20 protein-coding genes and 1 pseudogene are annotated in these 18827 nt (G+C 46.4%); 12 read left to right on the top strand and 9 right to left on the bottom strand.

Annotated elements, in window-relative coordinates; all coding sequences use genetic code 11:
* The first annotated feature begins 92 nt into the window (after positions 1-92).
* Positions 93-1450: pseudogene (locus VC178_RS10095) on the top strand (IS3 family transposase).
* A gap of 68 nt (positions 1451-1518) precedes the next feature.
* Here VC178_RS10095 and VC178_RS10090 read toward each other — a convergent pair.
* Genes VC178_RS10090 through clpS form a run of 3 tightly spaced genes read right to left on the bottom strand, consistent with a single transcriptional unit; the run spans position 1519 to position 4445 of the window.
* Positions 1519-1752, bottom strand: a complete 234-nt coding sequence (locus VC178_RS10090) for a hypothetical protein (protein ID WP_068320954.1) — start codon at positions 1750-1752, stop codon at positions 1519-1521.
* A gap of 33 nt (positions 1753-1785) precedes the next feature.
* Entirely contained in the window at positions 1786-4092 is a 2307-nt protein-coding gene (gene clpA, locus VC178_RS10085) for an ATP-dependent Clp protease ATP-binding subunit ClpA (protein WP_215295734.1), read from the bottom strand.
* Positions 4089-4445, bottom strand: a complete 357-nt coding sequence (clpS, locus tag VC178_RS10080; protein WP_215295735.1) for an ATP-dependent Clp protease adapter ClpS — start codon at positions 4443-4445, stop codon at positions 4089-4091. Before clpS ends, clpA begins: the two co-directional genes overlap by 4 nt.
* A gap of 274 nt (positions 4446-4719) precedes the next feature.
* On the opposite strand from clpS, the gene VC178_RS10075 reads away from it, so the two are divergent.
* Together VC178_RS10075 and VC178_RS10070 are read left to right on the top strand one after the other, a co-directional pair.
* Positions 4720-4923 carry a cold-shock protein gene (locus VC178_RS10075; protein WP_011903586.1) on the top strand — a complete coding sequence of 68 codons (204 nt, stop codon included), beginning with the start codon at positions 4720-4722 and terminating at the stop codon, positions 4921-4923.
* A gap of 84 nt (positions 4924-5007) precedes the next feature.
* Positions 5008-5460, top strand: coding sequence for a DUF192 domain-containing protein (locus VC178_RS10070; protein WP_215295736.1), 453 nt, complete (start codon positions 5008-5010; stop codon positions 5458-5460).
* A 73-nt stretch (positions 5461-5533) separates the two neighbouring features.
* On the opposite strand, the gene VC178_RS10065 is transcribed toward VC178_RS10070, so the two are convergent.
* From VC178_RS10065 to argF, 3 genes are all read right to left on the bottom strand, one after another.
* The gene (locus VC178_RS10065) at positions 5534-5839 is read right to left on the bottom strand and encodes a pyrimidine/purine nucleoside phosphorylase (RefSeq protein WP_215295737.1); all 306 of its coding nucleotides are present in this window, start codon (positions 5837-5839) and stop codon (positions 5534-5536) included.
* Positions 5840-5882: 43 nt separating this feature from the next.
* The gene (locus tag VC178_RS10060) at positions 5883-7115 is read right to left on the bottom strand and encodes an argininosuccinate synthase (protein ID WP_323482437.1); all 1233 of its coding nucleotides are present in this window, start codon (positions 7113-7115) and stop codon (positions 5883-5885) included.
* 68 nt (positions 7116-7183) lie between these two features.
* Positions 7184-8131 (bottom strand): ornithine carbamoyltransferase, encoded by a 948-nt coding sequence (gene argF, locus VC178_RS10055; RefSeq protein ID WP_323482468.1) that lies wholly within the window; start codon positions 8129-8131, stop codon positions 7184-7186.
* A gap of 151 nt (positions 8132-8282) precedes the next feature.
* Here argF and VC178_RS10050 point away from each other — a divergent pair, with 151 nt between their 5' ends.
* On the top strand, positions 8283-8597 hold the full coding sequence (locus VC178_RS10050; RefSeq protein ID WP_215295739.1) for a DUF3579 domain-containing protein: 315 nt from the start codon (positions 8283-8285) through the stop codon (positions 8595-8597).
* 75 nt (positions 8598-8672) lie between these two features.
* On the opposite strand, the gene rpsT is transcribed toward VC178_RS10050, so the two are convergent.
* Positions 8673-8939 (bottom strand): 30S ribosomal protein S20, encoded by a 267-nt coding sequence (rpsT, locus tag VC178_RS10045; protein WP_068949332.1) that lies wholly within the window; start codon positions 8937-8939, stop codon positions 8673-8675.
* 151 nt (positions 8940-9090) lie between these two features.
* Between rpsT and murJ the strand changes: the two genes are divergently transcribed.
* Positions 9091-10644, top strand: coding sequence for a murein biosynthesis integral membrane protein MurJ (gene murJ / locus VC178_RS10040; protein ID WP_323482436.1), 1554 nt, complete (start codon positions 9091-9093; stop codon positions 10642-10644).
* A gap of 5 nt (positions 10645-10649) precedes the next feature.
* Entirely contained in the window at positions 10650-11492 is an 843-nt protein-coding gene (locus VC178_RS10035) for a SirB1 family protein (protein ID WP_215318836.1), read from the top strand.
* 29 nt (positions 11493-11521) lie between these two features.
* Here VC178_RS10035 and VC178_RS10030 read toward each other — a convergent pair whose 3' ends face one another.
* Entirely contained in the window at positions 11522-12166 is a 645-nt protein-coding gene (locus VC178_RS10030; protein ID WP_323482467.1) for a VTT domain-containing protein, read from the bottom strand.
* 58 nt (positions 12167-12224) lie between these two features.
* Here VC178_RS10030 and miaA point away from each other — a divergent pair, with 58 nt between their 5' ends.
* Complete coding sequence (miaA, locus tag VC178_RS10025) at positions 12225-13229, top strand: tRNA (adenosine(37)-N6)-dimethylallyltransferase MiaA (RefSeq protein ID WP_323482435.1); 1005 nt, start codon at positions 12225-12227, stop codon at positions 13227-13229.
* Positions 13230-13244: 15 nt separating this feature from the next.
* Here miaA and purM read toward each other — a convergent pair whose 3' ends face one another.
* Entirely contained in the window at positions 13245-14297 is a 1053-nt protein-coding gene (gene purM / locus VC178_RS10020) for a phosphoribosylformylglycinamidine cyclo-ligase (protein ID WP_323482434.1), read from the bottom strand.
* Positions 14298-14369: 72 nt separating this feature from the next.
* Here purM and VC178_RS10015 point away from each other — a divergent pair, with 72 nt between their 5' ends.
* From VC178_RS10015 to folK, 5 genes are read left to right on the top strand one after another with little or no spacing between them, the layout of a single operon-like run.
* Entirely contained in the window at positions 14370-15359 is a 990-nt protein-coding gene (locus VC178_RS10015) for an AI-2E family transporter (RefSeq protein WP_323482433.1), read from the top strand.
* Positions 15360-15369: 10 nt separating this feature from the next.
* Positions 15370-16134, top strand: coding sequence for a DnaA regulatory inactivator Hda (hda, locus tag VC178_RS10010; protein WP_323482432.1), 765 nt, complete (start codon positions 15370-15372; stop codon positions 16132-16134).
* Between the two features lie 19 nt (positions 16135-16153).
* Positions 16154-16834 carry an HAD family hydrolase gene (locus tag VC178_RS10005; RefSeq protein WP_215318843.1) on the top strand — a complete coding sequence of 227 codons (681 nt, stop codon included), beginning with the start codon at positions 16154-16156 and terminating at the stop codon, positions 16832-16834.
* Positions 16831-18234 carry a polynucleotide adenylyltransferase PcnB gene (gene pcnB, locus VC178_RS10000; protein WP_323482431.1) on the top strand — a complete coding sequence of 468 codons (1404 nt, stop codon included), beginning with the start codon at positions 16831-16833 and terminating at the stop codon, positions 18232-18234. Before VC178_RS10005 ends, pcnB begins: the two co-directional genes overlap by 4 nt.
* Before the next feature lie 52 nt (positions 18235-18286).
* Complete coding sequence (gene folK, locus VC178_RS09995) at positions 18287-18814, top strand: 2-amino-4-hydroxy-6-hydroxymethyldihydropteridine diphosphokinase (protein ID WP_323482430.1); 528 nt, start codon at positions 18287-18289, stop codon at positions 18812-18814.
* The last annotated feature ends 13 nt before the right edge of the window (positions 18815-18827 follow it).

The following is an 18827-nucleotide window of genomic DNA, read 5'->3' as shown; positions in this document are numbered from 1 at the left end:
TTCATCTACCAATACGAATGAACAAAAAAGCCACCCGAGTGAACTGACCCCCAAAAGTTGGACGCTATGTCCAACCAAGGGGGTTTTGTTTTATGAGCAAGTACAGCAAGCAGTTCAAGCTAAAGGTAGTTAAAGAGTTTCTAAAGTCAGGTGGTCTTAAGCGGGTAAGTCACTTATTTGAGATTAGTCACTCAGATGTCCGCAAATAGGCTTTAGCCTATCAAGCACATGGCCATAGTGGTCTTAATCCCAGCTACCAACGCCATTCCCCAGAGTTCAAAGTCCAAGTTCTCCAATATATGGCACAGCATCAGATATCAGCTAGGCCAGCTGCTGCCCACTTTGGGATTGGTAGTATGACCACCATTTTGCAATGGCAAAAACTCTACAATGAAGGCGGTATTACAGCCCTTGCCAATCGACAGAGAGGACAACCGCCTATGTCCCAATTTAATATCAAAGCATTACTCAAAAAGCCTATCTCAGAACTCACGCCGGCAGAGTTGCGAAGACGTTTGGAGTTCGCCGAAGCACAGGCTGCCTACCTAAAAAAGTTAGAAGCCTTAGCTCAGAGCAAAGCAACAAAAGAGAACAAGCCCAAGTAATTACTGAGCTAAGGCCGTATTACCGTTTACCAGACTTACTACTCATCGCCAAGATGGCTAAAAGCGTTTACTACTACTGGCGAGCAGCCAGTAGTAATCATGAGCCTGATCCTTATGAGTTGGCTAAAGATCGTATTACCCAGATCTTTAATGCCCACCAGGGCCGTTATGGCTATCGGCGGGTACATTTAGAGCTGCGCAATCAACAGCAATATTTAAACCACAAGACCGTACAAAAGCTCATGGGGCAGCTAGGACTTAAATCCCTTGTGAGGCCTAAGCGATACCAGTCCTTTAAGGGGAATATTGGTAAAGCGGCTCCCAATTTATTGGAGCGTAACTTTGGAGCAAGCAAACCTAATGAGAAGTGGGTCACCGATGTCACTGAGTTCAATATCAAGGGTGAGCGAGTCTATTTATCGCCGATCTTAGACCTTTATAACCAAGAGATCGTCTCCTATGAGATTGCTGATCGGCCACAGATTAGCTCAGTAATGCAGATGCTAAAGAGCGCCTTCAAACGACTCAAGAATGAAGACAGGCCAGTATTGCACTCAGACCAAGGCTGGCAATACCAAATGGGGCTATATCAACAGGCTCTTTACAAGCAAGGTATTACTCAAAGCATGTCTAGAAAAGGTAATTGCTTGGATAACGCAGTCATGGAGAACTGGTTTGGGATTATGAAAACCGAGTTCTTCTATCAAAAGAAGTTTGACGATGTCGGGTCATTTAAAACAGAGCTTAAGAAATATATCCACTACTACAACCATGATCGAATCAAACAAAAACTAAAGGGATTGAGCCCGGTAAATTACCGAACCCAATCCCTCGTGCTAACCTAACTAAACTGTCCAACTTTTGGGGGTCAGTTCAAAGGGTGGCTTTTTACTTCTATAAATCCTACTACTCATTACTTGCGAATATGCGCTTTGCGTGCAGCATCTTGTGACATACCAGCACCCGCACCTTCGCGAGATTCTTTTTCTGCAGTAATTTCCTTGCGCCGTTCTTTGCAAGAACCAGCAATCTCTTGCAAAGCCTTGCGAGCACGAGCAGCAGACGCTTTAATGCCTTTGCCTTGGAACTTCTCATTCTCCGCTTTGTAAGTTTCAAAGGCCTCTAGCAATTTATCGTGATGGGACATATTTTCCTTTTTGAGTAGTGCGTCTGTAATTGATTACATTTCTTCTGCAGGTGCTACGTCCACCTTGGCGGCTTTGCCAGGTAACTTAGGAGCCTCAAAGTTCAACTGCACTTTGCCATCAGCATCAATATCCACATCGACATGACCGCCTTGCGCCAGCTTACCAAAGAGTAGTTCGTCAGCCAAAGCCTTGCGAACCGTGTCTTGAATGATGCGCTGCATTGGGCGAGCGCCCATTAAGGGATCAAAACCATGTTTTGCAAGGTGCGCGCGTAGTGCCGCACTGAAAGTGGCGTCAACCTTCTTCTCATGCAATTGCTCTTCTAGCTGCATTAAGAACTTATCAACTACGCGCATGATGATGGTCTCATCCAGCGCCTTGAAGGAAACAATGGCATCCAAGCGATTGCGGAACTCAGGCGTAAAGAACTTCTTAATGTCGGCCATCTCATCGCCAGACTCACGTGCGTTAGTAAAGCCAATGGTCGACTTCTGCATTGCTTCAGCACCAGCATTAGTAGTCATGATGATGATCACATTGCGGAAATCAGTCTTGCGACCGTTGTTATCCGTCAAAGTACCGTGATCCATCACTTGCAAGAGAATATTGAAAATATCAGGGTGAGCTTTTTCAATTTCATCGAGCAAGAGGACGCAATGAGGCTTTTTATTTACCGCTTCCGTAAGTAAACCACCTTGATCAAAGCCCACATAACCTGGAGGCGCACCAATTAAGCGGCTCACTGCATGACGCTCCATGTACTCAGACATATCAAAGCGCAAGAGCTCAATACCCAAAATGTAAGCAAGCTGTTTTGCAACCTCGGTCTTACCGACGCCAGTGGGACCCGAGAACAAGAAAGATCCAATGGGACGATCGATCTTGCCAAGCCCAGCGCGAGTCATCTTGATCGCACTCGCTAACGCTTCGATAGCAGGATCTTGACCAAAGACTACGCTCTTGATGTCACGATCCAAGGTCTGCAACTTACTACGATCGTCAACGGTGACAGATTGAGGCGGTATGCGCGCAATCTTAGCCACAATCTCTTCAATTTCAGGGCGGCCAATGGTTTTCTTCTGCTTAGACTTTGGCAAGATGCGTTGTGCTGCCCCCGCTTCATCAATCACGTCAATTGCTTTATCTGGTAAATGACGGTCATTGATATAACGAGCAGAAAGTTCTGCTGCTGCCACCAAGGCACCAGCAGCATATTTGACGCTGTGGTGCTCTTCGAAGCGAGATTTCAGGCCACGCAGAATTTGTACCGTTTGATCAACTGTTGGCTCAACCACATCGACCTTCTGGAAGCGACGCGATAAAGCAGCATCCTTTTCAAAGATGCCGCGGTATTCAGTAAAGGTAGTTGCACCAATACATTTGAGTTGACCATTAGACAAAGCCGGCTTCAATAAGTTGCTTGCATCCAATGTTCCGCCTGATGCAGCACCAGCACCAATCAAGGTGTGAATCTCATCAATAAATAAGACACCATGTGCATGGTCTTTTAATGACTTGAGCACACTCTTCAGGCGTTGCTCAAAATCACCACGATATTTAGTGCCTGCTAACAAAGCGCCCATATCTAAGGAATATACCGTTGCGTTAGCCAAGATTTCAGGCACATCGCCTTTAACGATTCTCCAAGCTAAACCTTCTGCAATCGCAGTCTTACCAACACCGGCCTCGCCGACTAATAGCGGGTTGTTCTTGCGACGACGGCAAAGGACTTGAATCACTCGCTCTACTTCACTCTCACGGCCGATCAATGGGTCGATCTTGCCTTGGCGAGCGAGGGCATTGAGATTTTGGGTGTATTGATCTAATGGACTCTCTTTGCCTGAAGAAGCAGCTTCTTCGGTTTCTTGCGTGTTGTCAGCAGGTTTGACGTGCTCAGCTTGATCTTTACGCACACCATGACTAATGAAGTTCACCACATCTAAACGGGTGACCCCTTGCTGTTGCAAGAAATACACTGCATGAGAATCTTTTTCACCAAAAATCGCCACCAAAACATTGGCACCAGTAACTTCTTTTTTGCCATTGGATGTTGATTGAACGTGCATGATCGCCCGCTGAATCACTCTCTGAAATCCTAAGGTTGGTTGTGTATCCACTTCATCATTGCCTGGCACCACAGGGGTGTTGTCATTGATAAAGTTTTTGAGTTGAGCACGTAGCTCTGCAATATTAACGGCGCAAGCCTTTAATACCTCGACGGCAGTAGCGTTATCGAGCAAGGCGGCGAGCAAATGTTCTACGGTAATGAACTCATGTCTTGATGCCCGCGCGTCAACAAACGCCATATGCAAGCTTACTTCTAGTTCTTGGGCAATCATACTTCCTCCATAGTGCACTGTAGTGGGTGACCCGCTTCACGGGATAATTCAATAACTTGATGCACCTTCGTGGCAGCAACGTCACGGGTAAATATTCCGCAAACACCTTTGCCAACCAAATGAACCTGCAACATGATGCGCGTTGCTGTTTCATGGTCCTTATTAAAATACTCCTGAATAACCATCACCACAAATTCCATTGGCGTGTAATCATCATTCAGTAATAAAACTTTATACATCGAAGGCGCCTTAACTTGCTCGACCTGTTTTTCGAGAAGAAGGGTGTCCTCAACATAAGGATTGGCAGGGACGCCAGTAGTGGGATTTTTAGGTGTGCGGCTCATGAGAAACATTCTAAACAGATATCTAAACTTGATTTAACCAGGGTCTTGTTGCGAAAACCCCTCAAAAACCCTTGTTTAACCCATATTGGGGCAATTTTCGATAAAAAAAGGGGTAATTACTGAGAGTGAAGTACACATAACTCCTTGACACCCCTACAAAAAGGGCAAACAATCGGGGGGTAGGCTTCAAAAGAGGTTCTATTTAGGCGTGTTGTGGATTGAGACTGATTAAAAAGTATTTACCCTCATCACGGTTGTTTTAAGTTTATGTAATGGAGTTCGCATGGCGACCGGAATTGTTAAGTGGTTCAATGATGCAAAAGGTTTTGGCTTTATCAAACCTGATGATGGTGAAGAAGAGTTGTTCGCGCATTTCAGCGCAATTACTATGCCTGGGTTTAAAACCCTTAAGGAAAACCAAAAGGTAACGTTTGACATTACCCAAGGCCCTAAAGGCAAGCAAGCTACCAATATCCAAGCGGCTTAATAGTCCTTAGATCATTATGGAAAACCCAGGATTCGTTCCTGGGTTTTTTTTCGCCTACAAATTGACTCGCCTAAAATTCTCAACATGGATACAAATAACAAACTAGTTCACACGCTTTTCTCTATTGCGTTTCTCATTTGCCCCGCCCTCGCATTAGCGCAGGTCAATGTTGGGCTACCGAGTATTGAACTCAAAACGGGAATCTATCGTATCCAAGCAGAGCTAGCTGATACGCCCAAGGCGAGAGAAGTGGGCCTCATGAATCGCACTAGCATGCCCACGAATTCAGGAATGCTGTTTATCTTTGAACAAAAAGCAGGTCATTGCTTTTGGATGAATAACACTAAGATTCCACTCTCGATTGCATTCATTGCTGACGATGGCAAGATTGTGAATATTGAAGAGATGCAAGCAGAGACCACCAACAATCATTGTCCCAAAGTAGCGATTCGTTACGCCCTGGAGATGAATAAGCAATGGTTCTCAGAAAGAGTGATTGCGCCTGGCAGCGTGATTAGTGGCTTACCTAAGAAATAATTAATCAACGCAGTGTGGCAAGGAAATAAAAAACGCAGACCTAGGTCTGCGTTTTCTTTAGGTGTAAATGCGTTTACTCAAAATGGCAAACGTAGTGCACTGGCTGCTCAGCACGAATGATGAAATAACCACCCTTTTCTACTTCCCAGCTTTGGCCAGCCTTAAATTCTTGCTCTGGAGCGCCGTTGATGCTGACAAAAGCATTGCCATCAACTACTTCCATGATCTCTTTGGTGCTCAGGTCAAAACGCAAAGTACTGGGTAGCACCACCCCAACTGACTTACGCACACCATTTGGCAAAGTCACTGTGTGGGAAACGCATTTACCGTCAAAATATACATTGGCTTTTTTGCCGACTGAAACTTGATCAAATTGCATCTGGGTTCTTTCTATTTTGTTTAGTTCTCAATATTTTTTCTAATTACTTCTTGGCGCGCTTACGCTTTGCTATTTCGGCAATACGCATACGCAATGCGTTGAGCTTGATGAAGCCACCAGCATCCGCTTGGTTGTATGCACCACCATCATCATCAAAGGTTGCAATATTTTGATCAAACAAGGTATTGGCTGAATCACGAGAAATCACCGATACAGAACCTTTGTAGAGCTTTAAGCGCACAACGCCATTGACCATCTGTTGCGTATGATCAATTAAGGTTTGCAAAGCAAGACGCTCAGGAGACCACCATAAGCCGTTATAGATCAAGCTTGCGTAGCGTGGCATCAAATCATCTTTCAAGTGGGCCACTTCGCGATCAAGGGTAATGCTCTCAATGCCGCGGTGCGCCTTCAGAAGAATGGTGCCACCAGGAGTTTCATAGCAACCACGGCTCTTCATGCCAACAAAACGGTTTTCAACTAAATCGAGACGACCAATGCCATGCATGCCACCAATACGATTGAGCTCAGCTAATAATTCATGTGGCTTGTAGGATTTGCCATCAATCGCAACTGGGTCGCCCGCTTTAAATTCGATTTCAATAATTTGCGGCGCATCGGGAGCTTTTTCTGGAGAAACTGTCCAACGCCACATAGACTCTTCAGCCTCGGCATTTGGATTTTCTAAATGACGGCCTTCATAGCTAATGTGTAATAAATTGGCATCCATAGAGTAAGGAGAGCCGCCTTGCTTATGTTTCATTTCAACTGGAATGCCATGCTTTTCTGCGTAAGCCATCAACTTCTCGCGTGACAGCAGATCCCATTCGCGCCAAGGGGCAATTACTTTGATTCCCGGCTCAAGTGCGTAGTAGCCCAATTCGAAGCGAACTTGGTCGTTACCTTTACCAGTGGCGCCATGAGATACAGAATCAGCGCCAGTTAAACGGGCGATTTCAATTTGACGCTTCGCAATTAATGGGCGGGCAATGGATGTACCCAAAAGATATTCACCTTCGTAAATCGTATTGGCGCGGAACATGGGGAACACAAAATCACGCACAAACTCTTCACGCAAGTCATCAATGAAAATATTTTCAGGCTTGATACCAAACTGTAACGCCTTGGCACGCGCCGGCTCTAATTCTTCGCCCTGACCCAAGTCAGCGGTGAAGGTAACGATCTCACAACCATAGGTATCTTGAAGCCACTTCAAGATCACACTAGTATCGAGTCCACCAGAATAGGCTAGTACAGCTTTTTTAATATCAGACATGATTTCTTATTCAATCAAAATTAATTAAAGACAAGTTACTTAATATTTTATTGCTTACGCTTTATTAATTAATCCAAACGACCGCAGAGCAAATACTCCATTAACGCTTTTTGAACATGCAAACGATTTTCCGCCTCTTCCCACACAATGCTTTGCGGACCGTCGATCACGCCCGCAGAAACTTCTTCGCCACGGTGCGCTGGTAAGCAATGCATGAATAAAGCATCTGGCTTTGCGACTGCCATTAACTCCTCATCTACCATCCAATCCTGGAAAGCATTCATACGTAAATTGTTTTCAGCCTCATAGCCCATGCTAGTCCATACATCGGTAGTCACCAAGTCAGTACCTTTACAAGCATCTTTTGGATCAACATAAACACTTAAATGTTTTGCGGCGTTCTTTGTTAAACGTGTTGGGTCTAATTGATACCCCTCAGGTGCAGAGAAGTGCAACTGAAAATCTAAGCACTCCGCCGCCTGAATCCAGGTGTAGGCCATATTGTTAGCATCACCAACCCAAGCTACGGTTTTTCCTTGAATCGGTCCACGGGCTTCAACAAAGGTGAAGATGTCTGCCAAAACTTGGCATGGATGATATTCATTGGTTAAACCATTAATTACTGGTACACGAGAGTTCGTAGCAAAACGCTCAATGATCTCCTGACCAAAGGTGCGGATCATGATGATGTCGGTCATCCGTGAAATCACCTGTGCAGCGTCCTCTACAGGCTCGCCACGACCTAACTGAGTATCTCGGGTGTTCAGGTATACAGCGTGGCCACCAAGCTGATGGATGCCCGCTTCAAAGGAGAGGCGTGTACGCGTGGAATGCTTTTCAAAAATCATGGCTAATGTGCGATCATGCAAAGGGTGCCAAGTCTCATAACTTTTGAACTTGGACTTTAACCATGCTGATCTTTTGAGCAGGTAGTCATACTCCTCACGAGTGAGGTCAGAAAACTGCAGATAGTGCCTTACCTGACCAGGCACTTGAGGCTTTGCCAGAGATGTCATAGTTGAGCTTTCTACTAAAGTTTTGGCTTGCATTTTTTTCTTAAAACATTCAACTGCACGAAAATAGAACATAAAGCCATCTTACGGTCACCTCCGGCTGTTAAGCTAGAGGGCTTAGCAATACGATTCTTACGAACTTCTTTACGCCAACTTGAACCACAAAAAGCTTTTCATTCAAGGCATCAACACTTCTGGCAAACCATTTCGGCCCAGTGATTGGGCGGAGCGTCTTTGCGGGGTAATGGCTACGTTTCGCCCTCCAGGAGATTCTGGAGACCCTCGCTTCACTTATTCGCCCTATGTCAGACCAGTGCTGATTGCAAAAGTGAAATGCGTTGTTATCGATACTAGACTAGGTGACCTCGATCCAAGAGCGCTCGACTTTGTCATGAACTTTGCCAAAGACAACAGTCTACCGATTGAAGAGGCCTGTGAGTTTGAACCCAAACCCCAAACCCAGTCCTAAAAACAAAAACCCGCTCTGATAAGGAGCGGGCTTAGGTCGAAATGATGATTCGACCAGCCTAAAACTTTTACTGAATTACGCTGCCATCGCCTTGATAGCTGCAGATAAACGTGACTTTTGACGTGCTGCAGTATTTTTGTGAGCAATCTTTTTGTCAGCAATCTTGTCGATAGTTGCTTGAGTTGCTGCGAACACTTTCGCTGCAGCAGCTTTATCACCAGTATCGATCGCCTTACGCACTGCCTTAATGGAAGTACGAAGCTTTGAACGCAAGCTGGAATTGTGCTCGTTCTGTTTTACTGCCTGGCGTGCGCGCTTACGCGCTTGTGCTGTGTTGGCCATCTTTAAACCTTGCCTCTATAAATTGCAAAATGCGATTAGTTAAAAATCTCGCGGACTTGCCAGATTCATAAGCAAGCTCGCCAAAACCCATGATTTTACCTGAAAGGGGCAAAAAAGCCCAGTCCTCCCATAAATAGGTGAAAATCGGCTCATGAACCTGCTTTCTGCCGCCGCCAAGGTTAGTTCCCTGACCATGCTTTCCCGTATTACGGGGCTGCTGCGGGAGACCCTGATCGCACGTAGTTTTGGGGCCTCAGAGTGGACAGACGCGTTTAATGTGGCTTTTAGGCTACCGAATTTGCTGCGCCGGCTTTTTGCCGAAGGGGCCTTTTCCCAGGCTTTTGTACCCATTTTGGGGGAAATCTCCACAAATGAGGACCAAAATAAGGCCAAAATCCTCATTAACGCAGTCGCCACGCTCTTATTTTGGGCCTTGTTGCTGACGGTACTCCTGGGAGTCATCGGCGCCCCCTTGCTCATTTTGGTGATTGCTACAGGCTTTTCCGGTGGACCAGCCTATGACGCCAGCGTTGTCATGACCCAAATCATGTTTCCCTACATTGGGCTAATTTCCATGGTCTCTCTGTCCGCAGGGATTTTGAATACCTATCATCGCTTTGCGATTCCCGCTTTTACCCCTGTTTTACTCAACCTGGCTTTAATCGGTAGCGCCCTCTTTTTGGCGCCCCACTTGGAGCAACCCATTTATGCATTAAGCATTGGCGTTCTGTTGGGCGGCGTTTTGCAATTAGCCATTCAAATTCCGGCGCTTGCTCGTCTTGGTCTTTTACCGCGCATTGGTTTATTGCCTGGTGCCATCAAAGCAGCAATCAGCAATCCTGGTGCTCGGCGCGTTCTCAAGCTAATGGGGCCAGCAGTCTTTGCTGTATCGGTTGCGCAAATCTCTTTAATCATCAACACCAATATCGCATCGCGCTTACAAGCGGGTAGCGTCTCTTGGCTCTCTTATGCCGATCGTTTAATGGAGTTCCCAACTGCCCTACTTGGAGTTGCATTGGGTACAGTGTTGCTACCCAGTTTGAGTAAAGCCAATGCCAAAAATGACTTAACGCATGCAGGCGAATTACTCATTTGGGGATTACAACTTACCTTCTTGCTTGCAGCACCTGCCGCCATTGCACTCTTTATTTTTGGCGAGCCCTTAGCTGCTGTTTTGTATCACTATGGAAAATTTAATGCGCTGGATGTCTTAATGACGCAACGTGCCTTAGCAGCCTATGGCGTTGGTCTGATAGGCCTAATCCTCGTCAAGATTTTGGCGCCCGGGTTTTATTCCCGCCAAGACATTCGGACTCCAGTGAAGATTGGCTTGTTCGTGCTGGTAGCTACGCAGCTGGCTAACCTGGTATTCGTGCCCTGGCTTGGTCATGCCGGCCTGGCTCTATCGGTTGGCGCTGGCGCCTGTCTGAATGCTGCCCTGCTCTGGGTTGGGCTGCATAAACGGGGCGCACTCCCAAGCGCCTCCTGGGCAAAGTATTTGGGACAACTCTTGCTGGCTTTAATTCCCTTTACGGCAGTGCTTTTTTATGCGGCAAATGCGCATAACTGGATCACCCTCCAGGCCGAACCCTGGATCCGCATTGGTCTATTGGCGATGTGGCTGGCTGCCGCAGCCTTGGTTTACTTTGGCGCCCTCGCTTTAGTCGGAATTCGCTGGCAAAAATTCTTGCGTCATGCAAAATAGAATGTATGCCAACACAACAACTCGACTATTTCACTTCATTAGTTGCTGAAGACGAACACTTTCCATTAACGGAAGCTGCCATCGCGGTAGCACAACATGCCTATCCAGATTTAGATGTACAAGGTGTACTCGATCACCTCGATGAGTTAGGCAATAAATTAAAAACACGCATTACGCCAGATACTGCGCCGATGCAACGCTTACAAATTCTGAAGCACTTCTTTTATACCGAGTTAGGCTTTGGTCCAAACCCGAATGATTTCTACGCACCCGAAAATTCGTATTTGCACTATGTGCTTGAAAATCGCAGAGGTATTCCTATCTCACTAGCGATTTTGATGATCGAGCTAGGTCAGCAAATTGGCTTGAAGATTCGTGGCGTGTCATTCCCCAATCACTTTATGATGCGTATTTCATTACAACAGGGTGAAATCATCATGGATCCGTTGACTGGTGATTCACTCTCGAAGAATCAATTGCAAGAGATGTTGGACCCCTACCTTGACGCCAAAGGCTATCGCGGTGAGCTCAGTCTTCCTCTTAACGTCTTCCTGCGGGCCTCCAGCCCAAGAGAGATCTTGTCGCGCTTCCTCAGAAACCTCAAAATGATCTACTCCGAGCATGAGCGCTGGGAGCGCTTACTGGGCATTCAAGAGCGCTTGGTCATTTTATTGCCCGATTCGGTTGAGGAAATTAGAGATCGCGGTTTGATCTTTGCGCAACTAGAGTATTTACGCCCTGCTATAGCCGATATGCATCGCTATCTCAGTGAAGCGCCTGAAGCGGAAGATGCTAGCGACATTCGTGAACACATCGCCACTTTAGAAAGTCAAACCAAGCTGCACTAAGTTAATGATTCAGTTTTGTTTGACTTGATTTAATTTTTCTTGCGCTGAAAAATTTTATAGAGTGCAGCCAAAACGACTGGTATCGCTGCTGCACCAATACCCACTAGTACGATCACATTTAAGTTTTGACGTATCACTGGAATATTTCCAAAGAAATATCCTGCAATCACCAAGCCAAAGACCCAGAGCACAGCGCCAGTGATATTGAATAACTGAAAGCGTGAGAAATTCATTTCCGAGATACCAGCAACAAAGGGTGCGAAGGTTCTGATGATGGGTAAAAAGCGTGCAACGATGATGGTTTTGCCGCCATGCTTTTCATAAAAAGCATGGGTCTTGAGTAAAGCGCCTTGGTCAATCCAGCGTGATTGACTACTAAATACTTTCTTACCAATCCAACGGCCAATGAAGTAGTTCACTGTATTGCCAGCTATTGCTGCAATCAACAAACCAATACACAAAGTCCAAATGTTGAAGTGCTCGGTTGCACAGTAAGCACCCGCAATAAACAAAAGAGAATCCCCTGGGAGGAAGGGGGCGATAACCAGGCCAGTTTCTGCAAACACAATCGCAAATAGCAAGCCATATGCCCAAGGACCATATTGCGAGATCACAACATCCAAATGACGATCAATATGTAGCAATAAATCGCTTAATTGCAAAAGGGTATCAATCAACTTGCACTCCAAAGATAGGTTTGATGCGGATATTAACAGGCTCTTATAATGGATCATGCAATCTGAACCCTACATTCAGCCTATGCAGTCATCAGAAGTCAATCCCATACTCTGTATTGTGGGGCCTACTGGTGCAGGCAAAACCTATCTCGCCATGTCTTTAGCTGAACATGCTAAATCGATTGGCCTGACCATCGAACTCATCAGTATGGACTCTGCGTTAGTCTATCGCGGCCTTGATATTGGCAGCGCCAAACCTAGCAAAGCAGAACAAGCTGCAGTGATTCATCACCTGATCGATATCCTAGAGCCGACAGAGGTTTATTCCGCAGCTCGATTTGCCAAAGATGCAAAACGACTTTGTGAAGAAATTCGTAATAGAGGCAATATTCCAGTAGTGGTTGGTGGAACCATGCTGTATTGGAGAGCTTGGGCGCATGGCCTTTCTACTTTACCAACAGCAAATCCTGAGATTCGTTCCCGCCTAGACGAAGAAGGCAAGACTCTAGGTTGGCCCGCGATGCATACCAAGTTGACCAAGGTAGACCCAGAAACTGCCGCTCGCCTAAAGCCCAATGATTCACAACGAGTGCAGCGTGCGCTAGAGGTATTTGAAATTACTGGCAAACCGATGTCGGCATTGCTCGCAGATTCACCTAGCGAAGATGGCAGAGAAGGATCGGTGATTCCTGCCTGGATTCATCTAGTATCCCTAGAACCAAGTGATCGCAAACGCTTGCATCAAAATTTAGAAAAACGGTTTGACGAAATGTTGCTCGCAGGATTTTTAGATGAAGTCAAAGCTCTACGAAATAATTCTGCGTTACATGCGGATCTGCCAGCCATTCGGTCGGTCGGTTATCGACAGGCTTGGGAATATCTCAACGGAGAAATCGACGCTGAGCAAATGCGCTACAAAGCATTAGCAGCAACCAGGCAACTTGGAAAGCGCCAACTGACATGGCTCAGAGCCATCGCCGGCAGAAACACCTTCGACCCCTTTAAACCAGCAGAGCTTAAGGCCGCATTGGATTACTGCAAAAGTCATTTGAAGAAGTAGGTTTGCAGTAATCGTTTAGATCACAATCGTTTGTGGTGCACCCTGAGGGCGCTCAAGCACTTCACCAACTGTCCAAGCTTTTAAGCCATGTGCAGTTAATGATTTGATTGCAGCATCCGCTTGGGCTGGAGCAACAATCACCACCATACCAATACCGCAGTTAAATACTCGCACCATCTCCGCATCAGCCACCCCGCCCTTCATCTGTAACCAGCGAAAGAGTTCTGGCATTTGCCAACTGTCACGATGTAAAACTGCTTGCGTATTTTCTGGCAAGACACGTGGCACGTTATCCACTAAGCCGCCACCCGTGATGTGCGCCATCCCTTTGACATCAATCTCAGAAATTAATTTCAGAAGCGGCTTCACATAAATTTCAGTCGGCGCCATCACCACATCGCCTAATGAGCGACCACCTAAATCATCAGTAGGTTTTGCACCAGCACGTTCAATAATTTTGCGTACCAAAGAATAACCATTGGAATGAGCGCCGCTGGAACCAATTGCCAACACCAAATCTCCTGGAACAATGGTATTTCCTGTAATAATTTTAGATTTCTCAACTGCACCTACTGCAAAACCAGCCAAGTCATATTCACCTGGAGGGTACATGCCTGGCATTTCTGCAGTCTCACCACCGATCAATGCGCAGCCAGATAATTCACAGCCTGTGGCAATGCCACCAACGACAGTAGCTGCTGTATCTACCGTCAGCTTGCCGCAAGCAAAATAATCCAAGAAGAAGAGTGGTTCAGCGCCTTGGACCAAAATATCATTGACGCTCATCGCCACCAAGTCCTGGCCGATCGTATCGTGACGATTCCATTCAAATGCCAAGCGTAGCTTTGTACCCACACCATCGGTACCGGATACCAAAACAGGCTCTTTATAGCGCTTAGGCACCTCAAATAAAGCACCAAAACCACCAATTCCGGCCAAAACACCTTCCCGCATAGTCTTTTTAGCCAAAGGCTTGATCCGGTCTACCAAGGCATCGCCAGCATCAATATCAACGCCCGCATCACGGTAAGAAAGGCCTTTTGAGGAAGAGTGAGTAGGTGAAGTCATGTCTGAGCTGGAATATTAGTAAAAATTGCTACTGGGTCAGTAGAATCATTGAATTCTAGAGGATTACTAGTAATGGCTGAAATTTTTACCCCTTTTCTGACTGCATTCATTCTGGCATATGCCTTAAGACCCCTTTGCCTGTGGATGGAAAGGCGTCACCTTCCTAGGGCCTTAGCTGCAGCATTGGCCATGCTCATTGGTTTGAGCCTGGTTTTCTTTATTTTTGGTCTGTTGATTAGTCTTCTGAAATTCGAAATTCCCTTGATTAAGGCGCAGCTCCCAGAATGGATTGCCAATACCCAAGCCTGGCTTGGGCCTAAGTTGACAGAGCTTCATATCAATATTGATTGGGGGAACCTCAAAACCAGTGTTACCCAAAAAATCACTGAGCACATTAACGATAACGCTGACACTCTCATTAGCAACACACTGGATACCGTATTGGTATCTGGCAGCTCAGTTATCGCAGGCTTTGTAAATGGCGTATTAATTATTTTTGTAATGTTTTATTTGCTGATCGATTGGGATCATTTTTTCAGCCTTCTCAAAAATACCGTTCCACTCCGTGCGCAAGAAACCGTTCATCACTTAGCGATGCATACCGATGGCTTACTTTCACAATATCTGCGTGGCATGTTGATTGTGATTTCCATCATGGCTATTTTCTATGGAGTGGGCTTGAGCATAGTCGGAATAAAGGGTGCCGTTGCGCTAGGTGTCTTTACTGCCCTCATGATTGTGATTCCTTACATTGGGATCGCCCTTGGTTTAACTCTAGCAATTCTTTCTGCGCTCTTGCAATTCGGCCTTGGCGCCCAACTTATTGGGGTGCTCCTTGTGTTTGGGCTTGGGCAATTTTTAGAAGGGTTCTTCTTAACGCCACGCCTAGTTGGTGAGCGCATTGGGCTACACCCTGTTGGAGTGGTATTTGCCTTGCTGCTCTTTGGAAAACTCTTTGGCTTCTTTGGCGTCCTATTGGCTTTACCAATCAGCGCAGTGAGCTTGGTGCTAGTGCAATATCTTTGGTCTGTTTATACGCAAAGCTCCTGGTATCAAAAATAATTTTGCTTGAATGAATACGCCCTCGCTTCCAAGACAATTCGCTTTAGACATCAGTCACACACCCAAAGCAAGTCTCGACAATTATCTGCCTAGCCAAGACCTCGCTCTTCTGTCGACACTACAAACACTTTGTAGCTCTTGGAAAGAATCATCCGAATCATCCGAATCAATACCAAACAATCCTCTGAATCACCGCTGGATGTATTGGTGGGGACCTGAAGGCTCTGGTCGCACGCATTTGCTCACAGCAATGACGAGTGCAGCTGATGATGCCGGCCTTGAATCTTTCTCTCTCAATCCGAATGAGCCAATCTCTTGGGTGCGCCTTGAGGAAAAATTGCCAAGCCTCACCCAAAGTAATGCCCCTTCAGTTATCGCCATAGACGATGTGGATCGTTTAGATGAGCGCTTAGTTGGAGCACTCTTTCGCATACTGAACGAGGTGCAAGCCAGTGAGAATATTCACATCTTCATGGCCGGCAACGAGGCCCCTGCCAACCTGACGCTCCGGGAAGACCTCAGGACACGCCTAGGATGGGGTTTGGTCTACCAAACCCAACTTTTAGACGATGATGAGAAAATACAAGCCTTAGAGCAAGCAGCCAAAGCTCGAGGACTAGTTCTATCCCCAGACGTATTGCCATGGTTGTTAAACCGTTTTTATCGCGATATGCCCAATTTGATGGCCCTCATGGATGCTTTGGACGCCTATTCATTAGAAACAAAACGTGCTGTAACCTTGCCACTAGTACGCGAGCTCTTGCAGCCTAAATAATTTATTCAATATTCCATTTGTGACCCAGCTAGCCCTTTTCGATTTAGATCACACCTTACTACCCTGCGATAGCGATTATGAGTGGGGTCAATTTTTAGCGCGTATTGGCGTTGTCGACAGTGCAGACTATGCGCGCCAAAATGATCGCTTCTATCAAAACTACAAAGATGGCACGCTTGATATTCATGAATTTCTGCGCTTTGCCTTAAAGCCTCTGTCTCAGCACTCCCGCGCACAATTAAAAGAATGGCACGACCAATTCATGGAAGAAGTGATTCATGGGCAGCTTCGTCAAAAAGCAATTGATTTGGTAAAGCAGCATCAAGATGCTGGAGACTTGTGTTGCGTTGTCACTGCAACCAATAGCTTTGTTACCCGTCCGATTGTTGAAAGCTTTGGGATTGAACACCTCATTGCTACCGAGCCAGCAACCAGCAGTGAGAGCCCTTTAGCGAATTTCACAGGCGAAGTGAAAGGTATTCCAAATTTTCGTGAAGGCAAAATTCAGAATGTGCAGGATTGGCTGGCAAAACAGAAGCTTGCCTTGGGCGCATTGCCGCGGAGTTATTTCTACTCTGACTCCATGAACGACTTACCCTTAATGGAGCAAGTCAGCCATCCAGTTGCCACCAATCCAGATGATCGCCTTCGTAGTGAAGCTCAAAAGCGCAACTGGCCTATTCTTGAGCTGTTTGCATGATTACTAAATTCATTAACCGTATTTTGCGTCGTGACCCCATGGTCAAGCATACGCATGCGAACAATACGGGAGCACCAAAGCGTATCCCCAAAAAATCACATCGCATCGATCCACACTTGCTTTCTAAAAATGCTGTCAAAGTAACCCAAACTTTGCAGCAAGCTGGTTATGAGGCTTTCATTGTGGGCGGCGCCGTGCGCGATCTCGTCTTGGGGATTGGCCCCAAAGATTTTGATGTCGCTACTAATGCCACGCCCGATCAAGTACAAAGATTGTTTCGCAAAGCCCGCCTTATCGGGCGTCGTTTTCAGATTGTGCATGTGACTTTCTTTGGCAAAGGCCATCCCGAAATTATTGAGGTTTCTACCTTTAGAGCCTTACTAGATAACGCTGGTGACCATGTGGCAGAAAGTGGTCGCATTTTGCGCGACAACGTTTGGGGCTCACAAGGCGAAGATGCTGCACGCCGTGATTTCACTATCAATGCAATGTATTACGACCCGTCCACCGAGACTGTCTTGGACTATCACGGCGGCATGGTAGACATGCAAAAGAAAACCTTGCGCATGATCGGTGACCCCGCAAAGCGTTATCGCGAAGACCCAGTACGTATGCTCAGAGCAATCCGCTTTGCTGCTAAAACGGGGTTTGCTTTGGATGCCGATACGCGCGCACCAATTGCTAAGTTAGGCAAGCTATTACAAGACGTACCATCAGCAAGACTCTTTGATGAAATTCTCAAGCTCTTAATGTCAGGTTATTCTTGGGCGGCCATTCAGGGCCTCAAAGATGCTGGCCTGCATCATGGCCTGTTGCCGCTCCTAGATCACATTCTCGATAGCAGCGAATCCTCTAAAGGAGCCAATGATTTTGTCAAGCTTGCCCTAGCTAATACCGATCAACGCATTCAATCGGGCAAGAGTGTTTCGGCAGGATTCTTATTTGCCACCTTACTCTGGCCAGATCTCTTACAGAACTGGAAAGCGAATATCGCCAAAGGGATGGCCAACATCCCCGCACTGCATGATGCGATGGACGACACTATTGCCACCCAAAGCAGTGGCATGACGATTCAACGTCGCTTTGAAAGCGATATGCGGGAAATCTGGTCCATGCAGCCTCGCTTTGAAAAGCGGGTTGGACGCTATCCATACCGGCTCATCGAATCGCCCCGTTTTAGGGCAGGCTATGACTTCATGCTGCTTCGTTGTGCAACTGGGGAGCAAAACCCAGCCATAGGAGACTGGTGGACTAACTTCATTGCGACCGACCCTGCAGGGCAAGAAGATTTGATGGCTAGTGCCAAAAATGAATCCGGCTTAAGCGCAAGCTCCCCAGCCAAAAGACGGCGGCGCAGAAAACCCAAAGCAGCCATCGCACCAGAACCTTTAGCAGACTAAGCAGACTTAGAGAAATTTCAGTAAAGTAGTTTCATCTCTAGTTTGGAATCGTATGGCACGAGCTTTTATCGGATTTGGTGGCAATATCGGCGACACCCGTCAACTAATCACTGACGCAATCGTCTGCCTTGCACAACGCACAGAATTACATGTTCTAGCAAAGAGTTGCTTTTATCAAAGCGCGCCGGTTGAAGCCACTGGTGGTGACTACATCAATGCCGTGATTGAAATCGAGACGCAGTTAAGTCCCTATGGTCTTTTGCATGTTTGCCAAGCCATTGAATTAGAGTTTGGCAGAGAACGTCCTTATGCCAATGCGCCGCGTACTCTTGATTTAGATATTTTGTCTTTTGAGGGCGTTATTCAAAATGAGACTGAGCTCATACTCCCTCATCCAAAAATTATTGAGCGCTCATTTGTTCTTCTGCCCTTGCTAGAAATTGCACCCGACTTCTTTTTACCGAATGTTGGCGAACTCAAGGCTTACCTTCCCAAGGTGGCGCATCAAAAAATCGAAAAACTCACCTGCCGCAACTGCAATTGCGGGGGAAAAGACGTTTATAGCCAAACGGCCCATTAATTCATTAAACTCT

Source organism: Polynucleobacter sp. AP-Sanab-80-C2 (genome assembly GCF_035012965.1).
Taxonomy (GTDB): Bacteria; Pseudomonadota; Gammaproteobacteria; order Burkholderiales; family Burkholderiaceae; genus Polynucleobacter.
The sequence above is the reverse complement of the archived record's forward strand: the minus strand, read 5'-3'. Positions and strand labels throughout refer to the sequence as shown.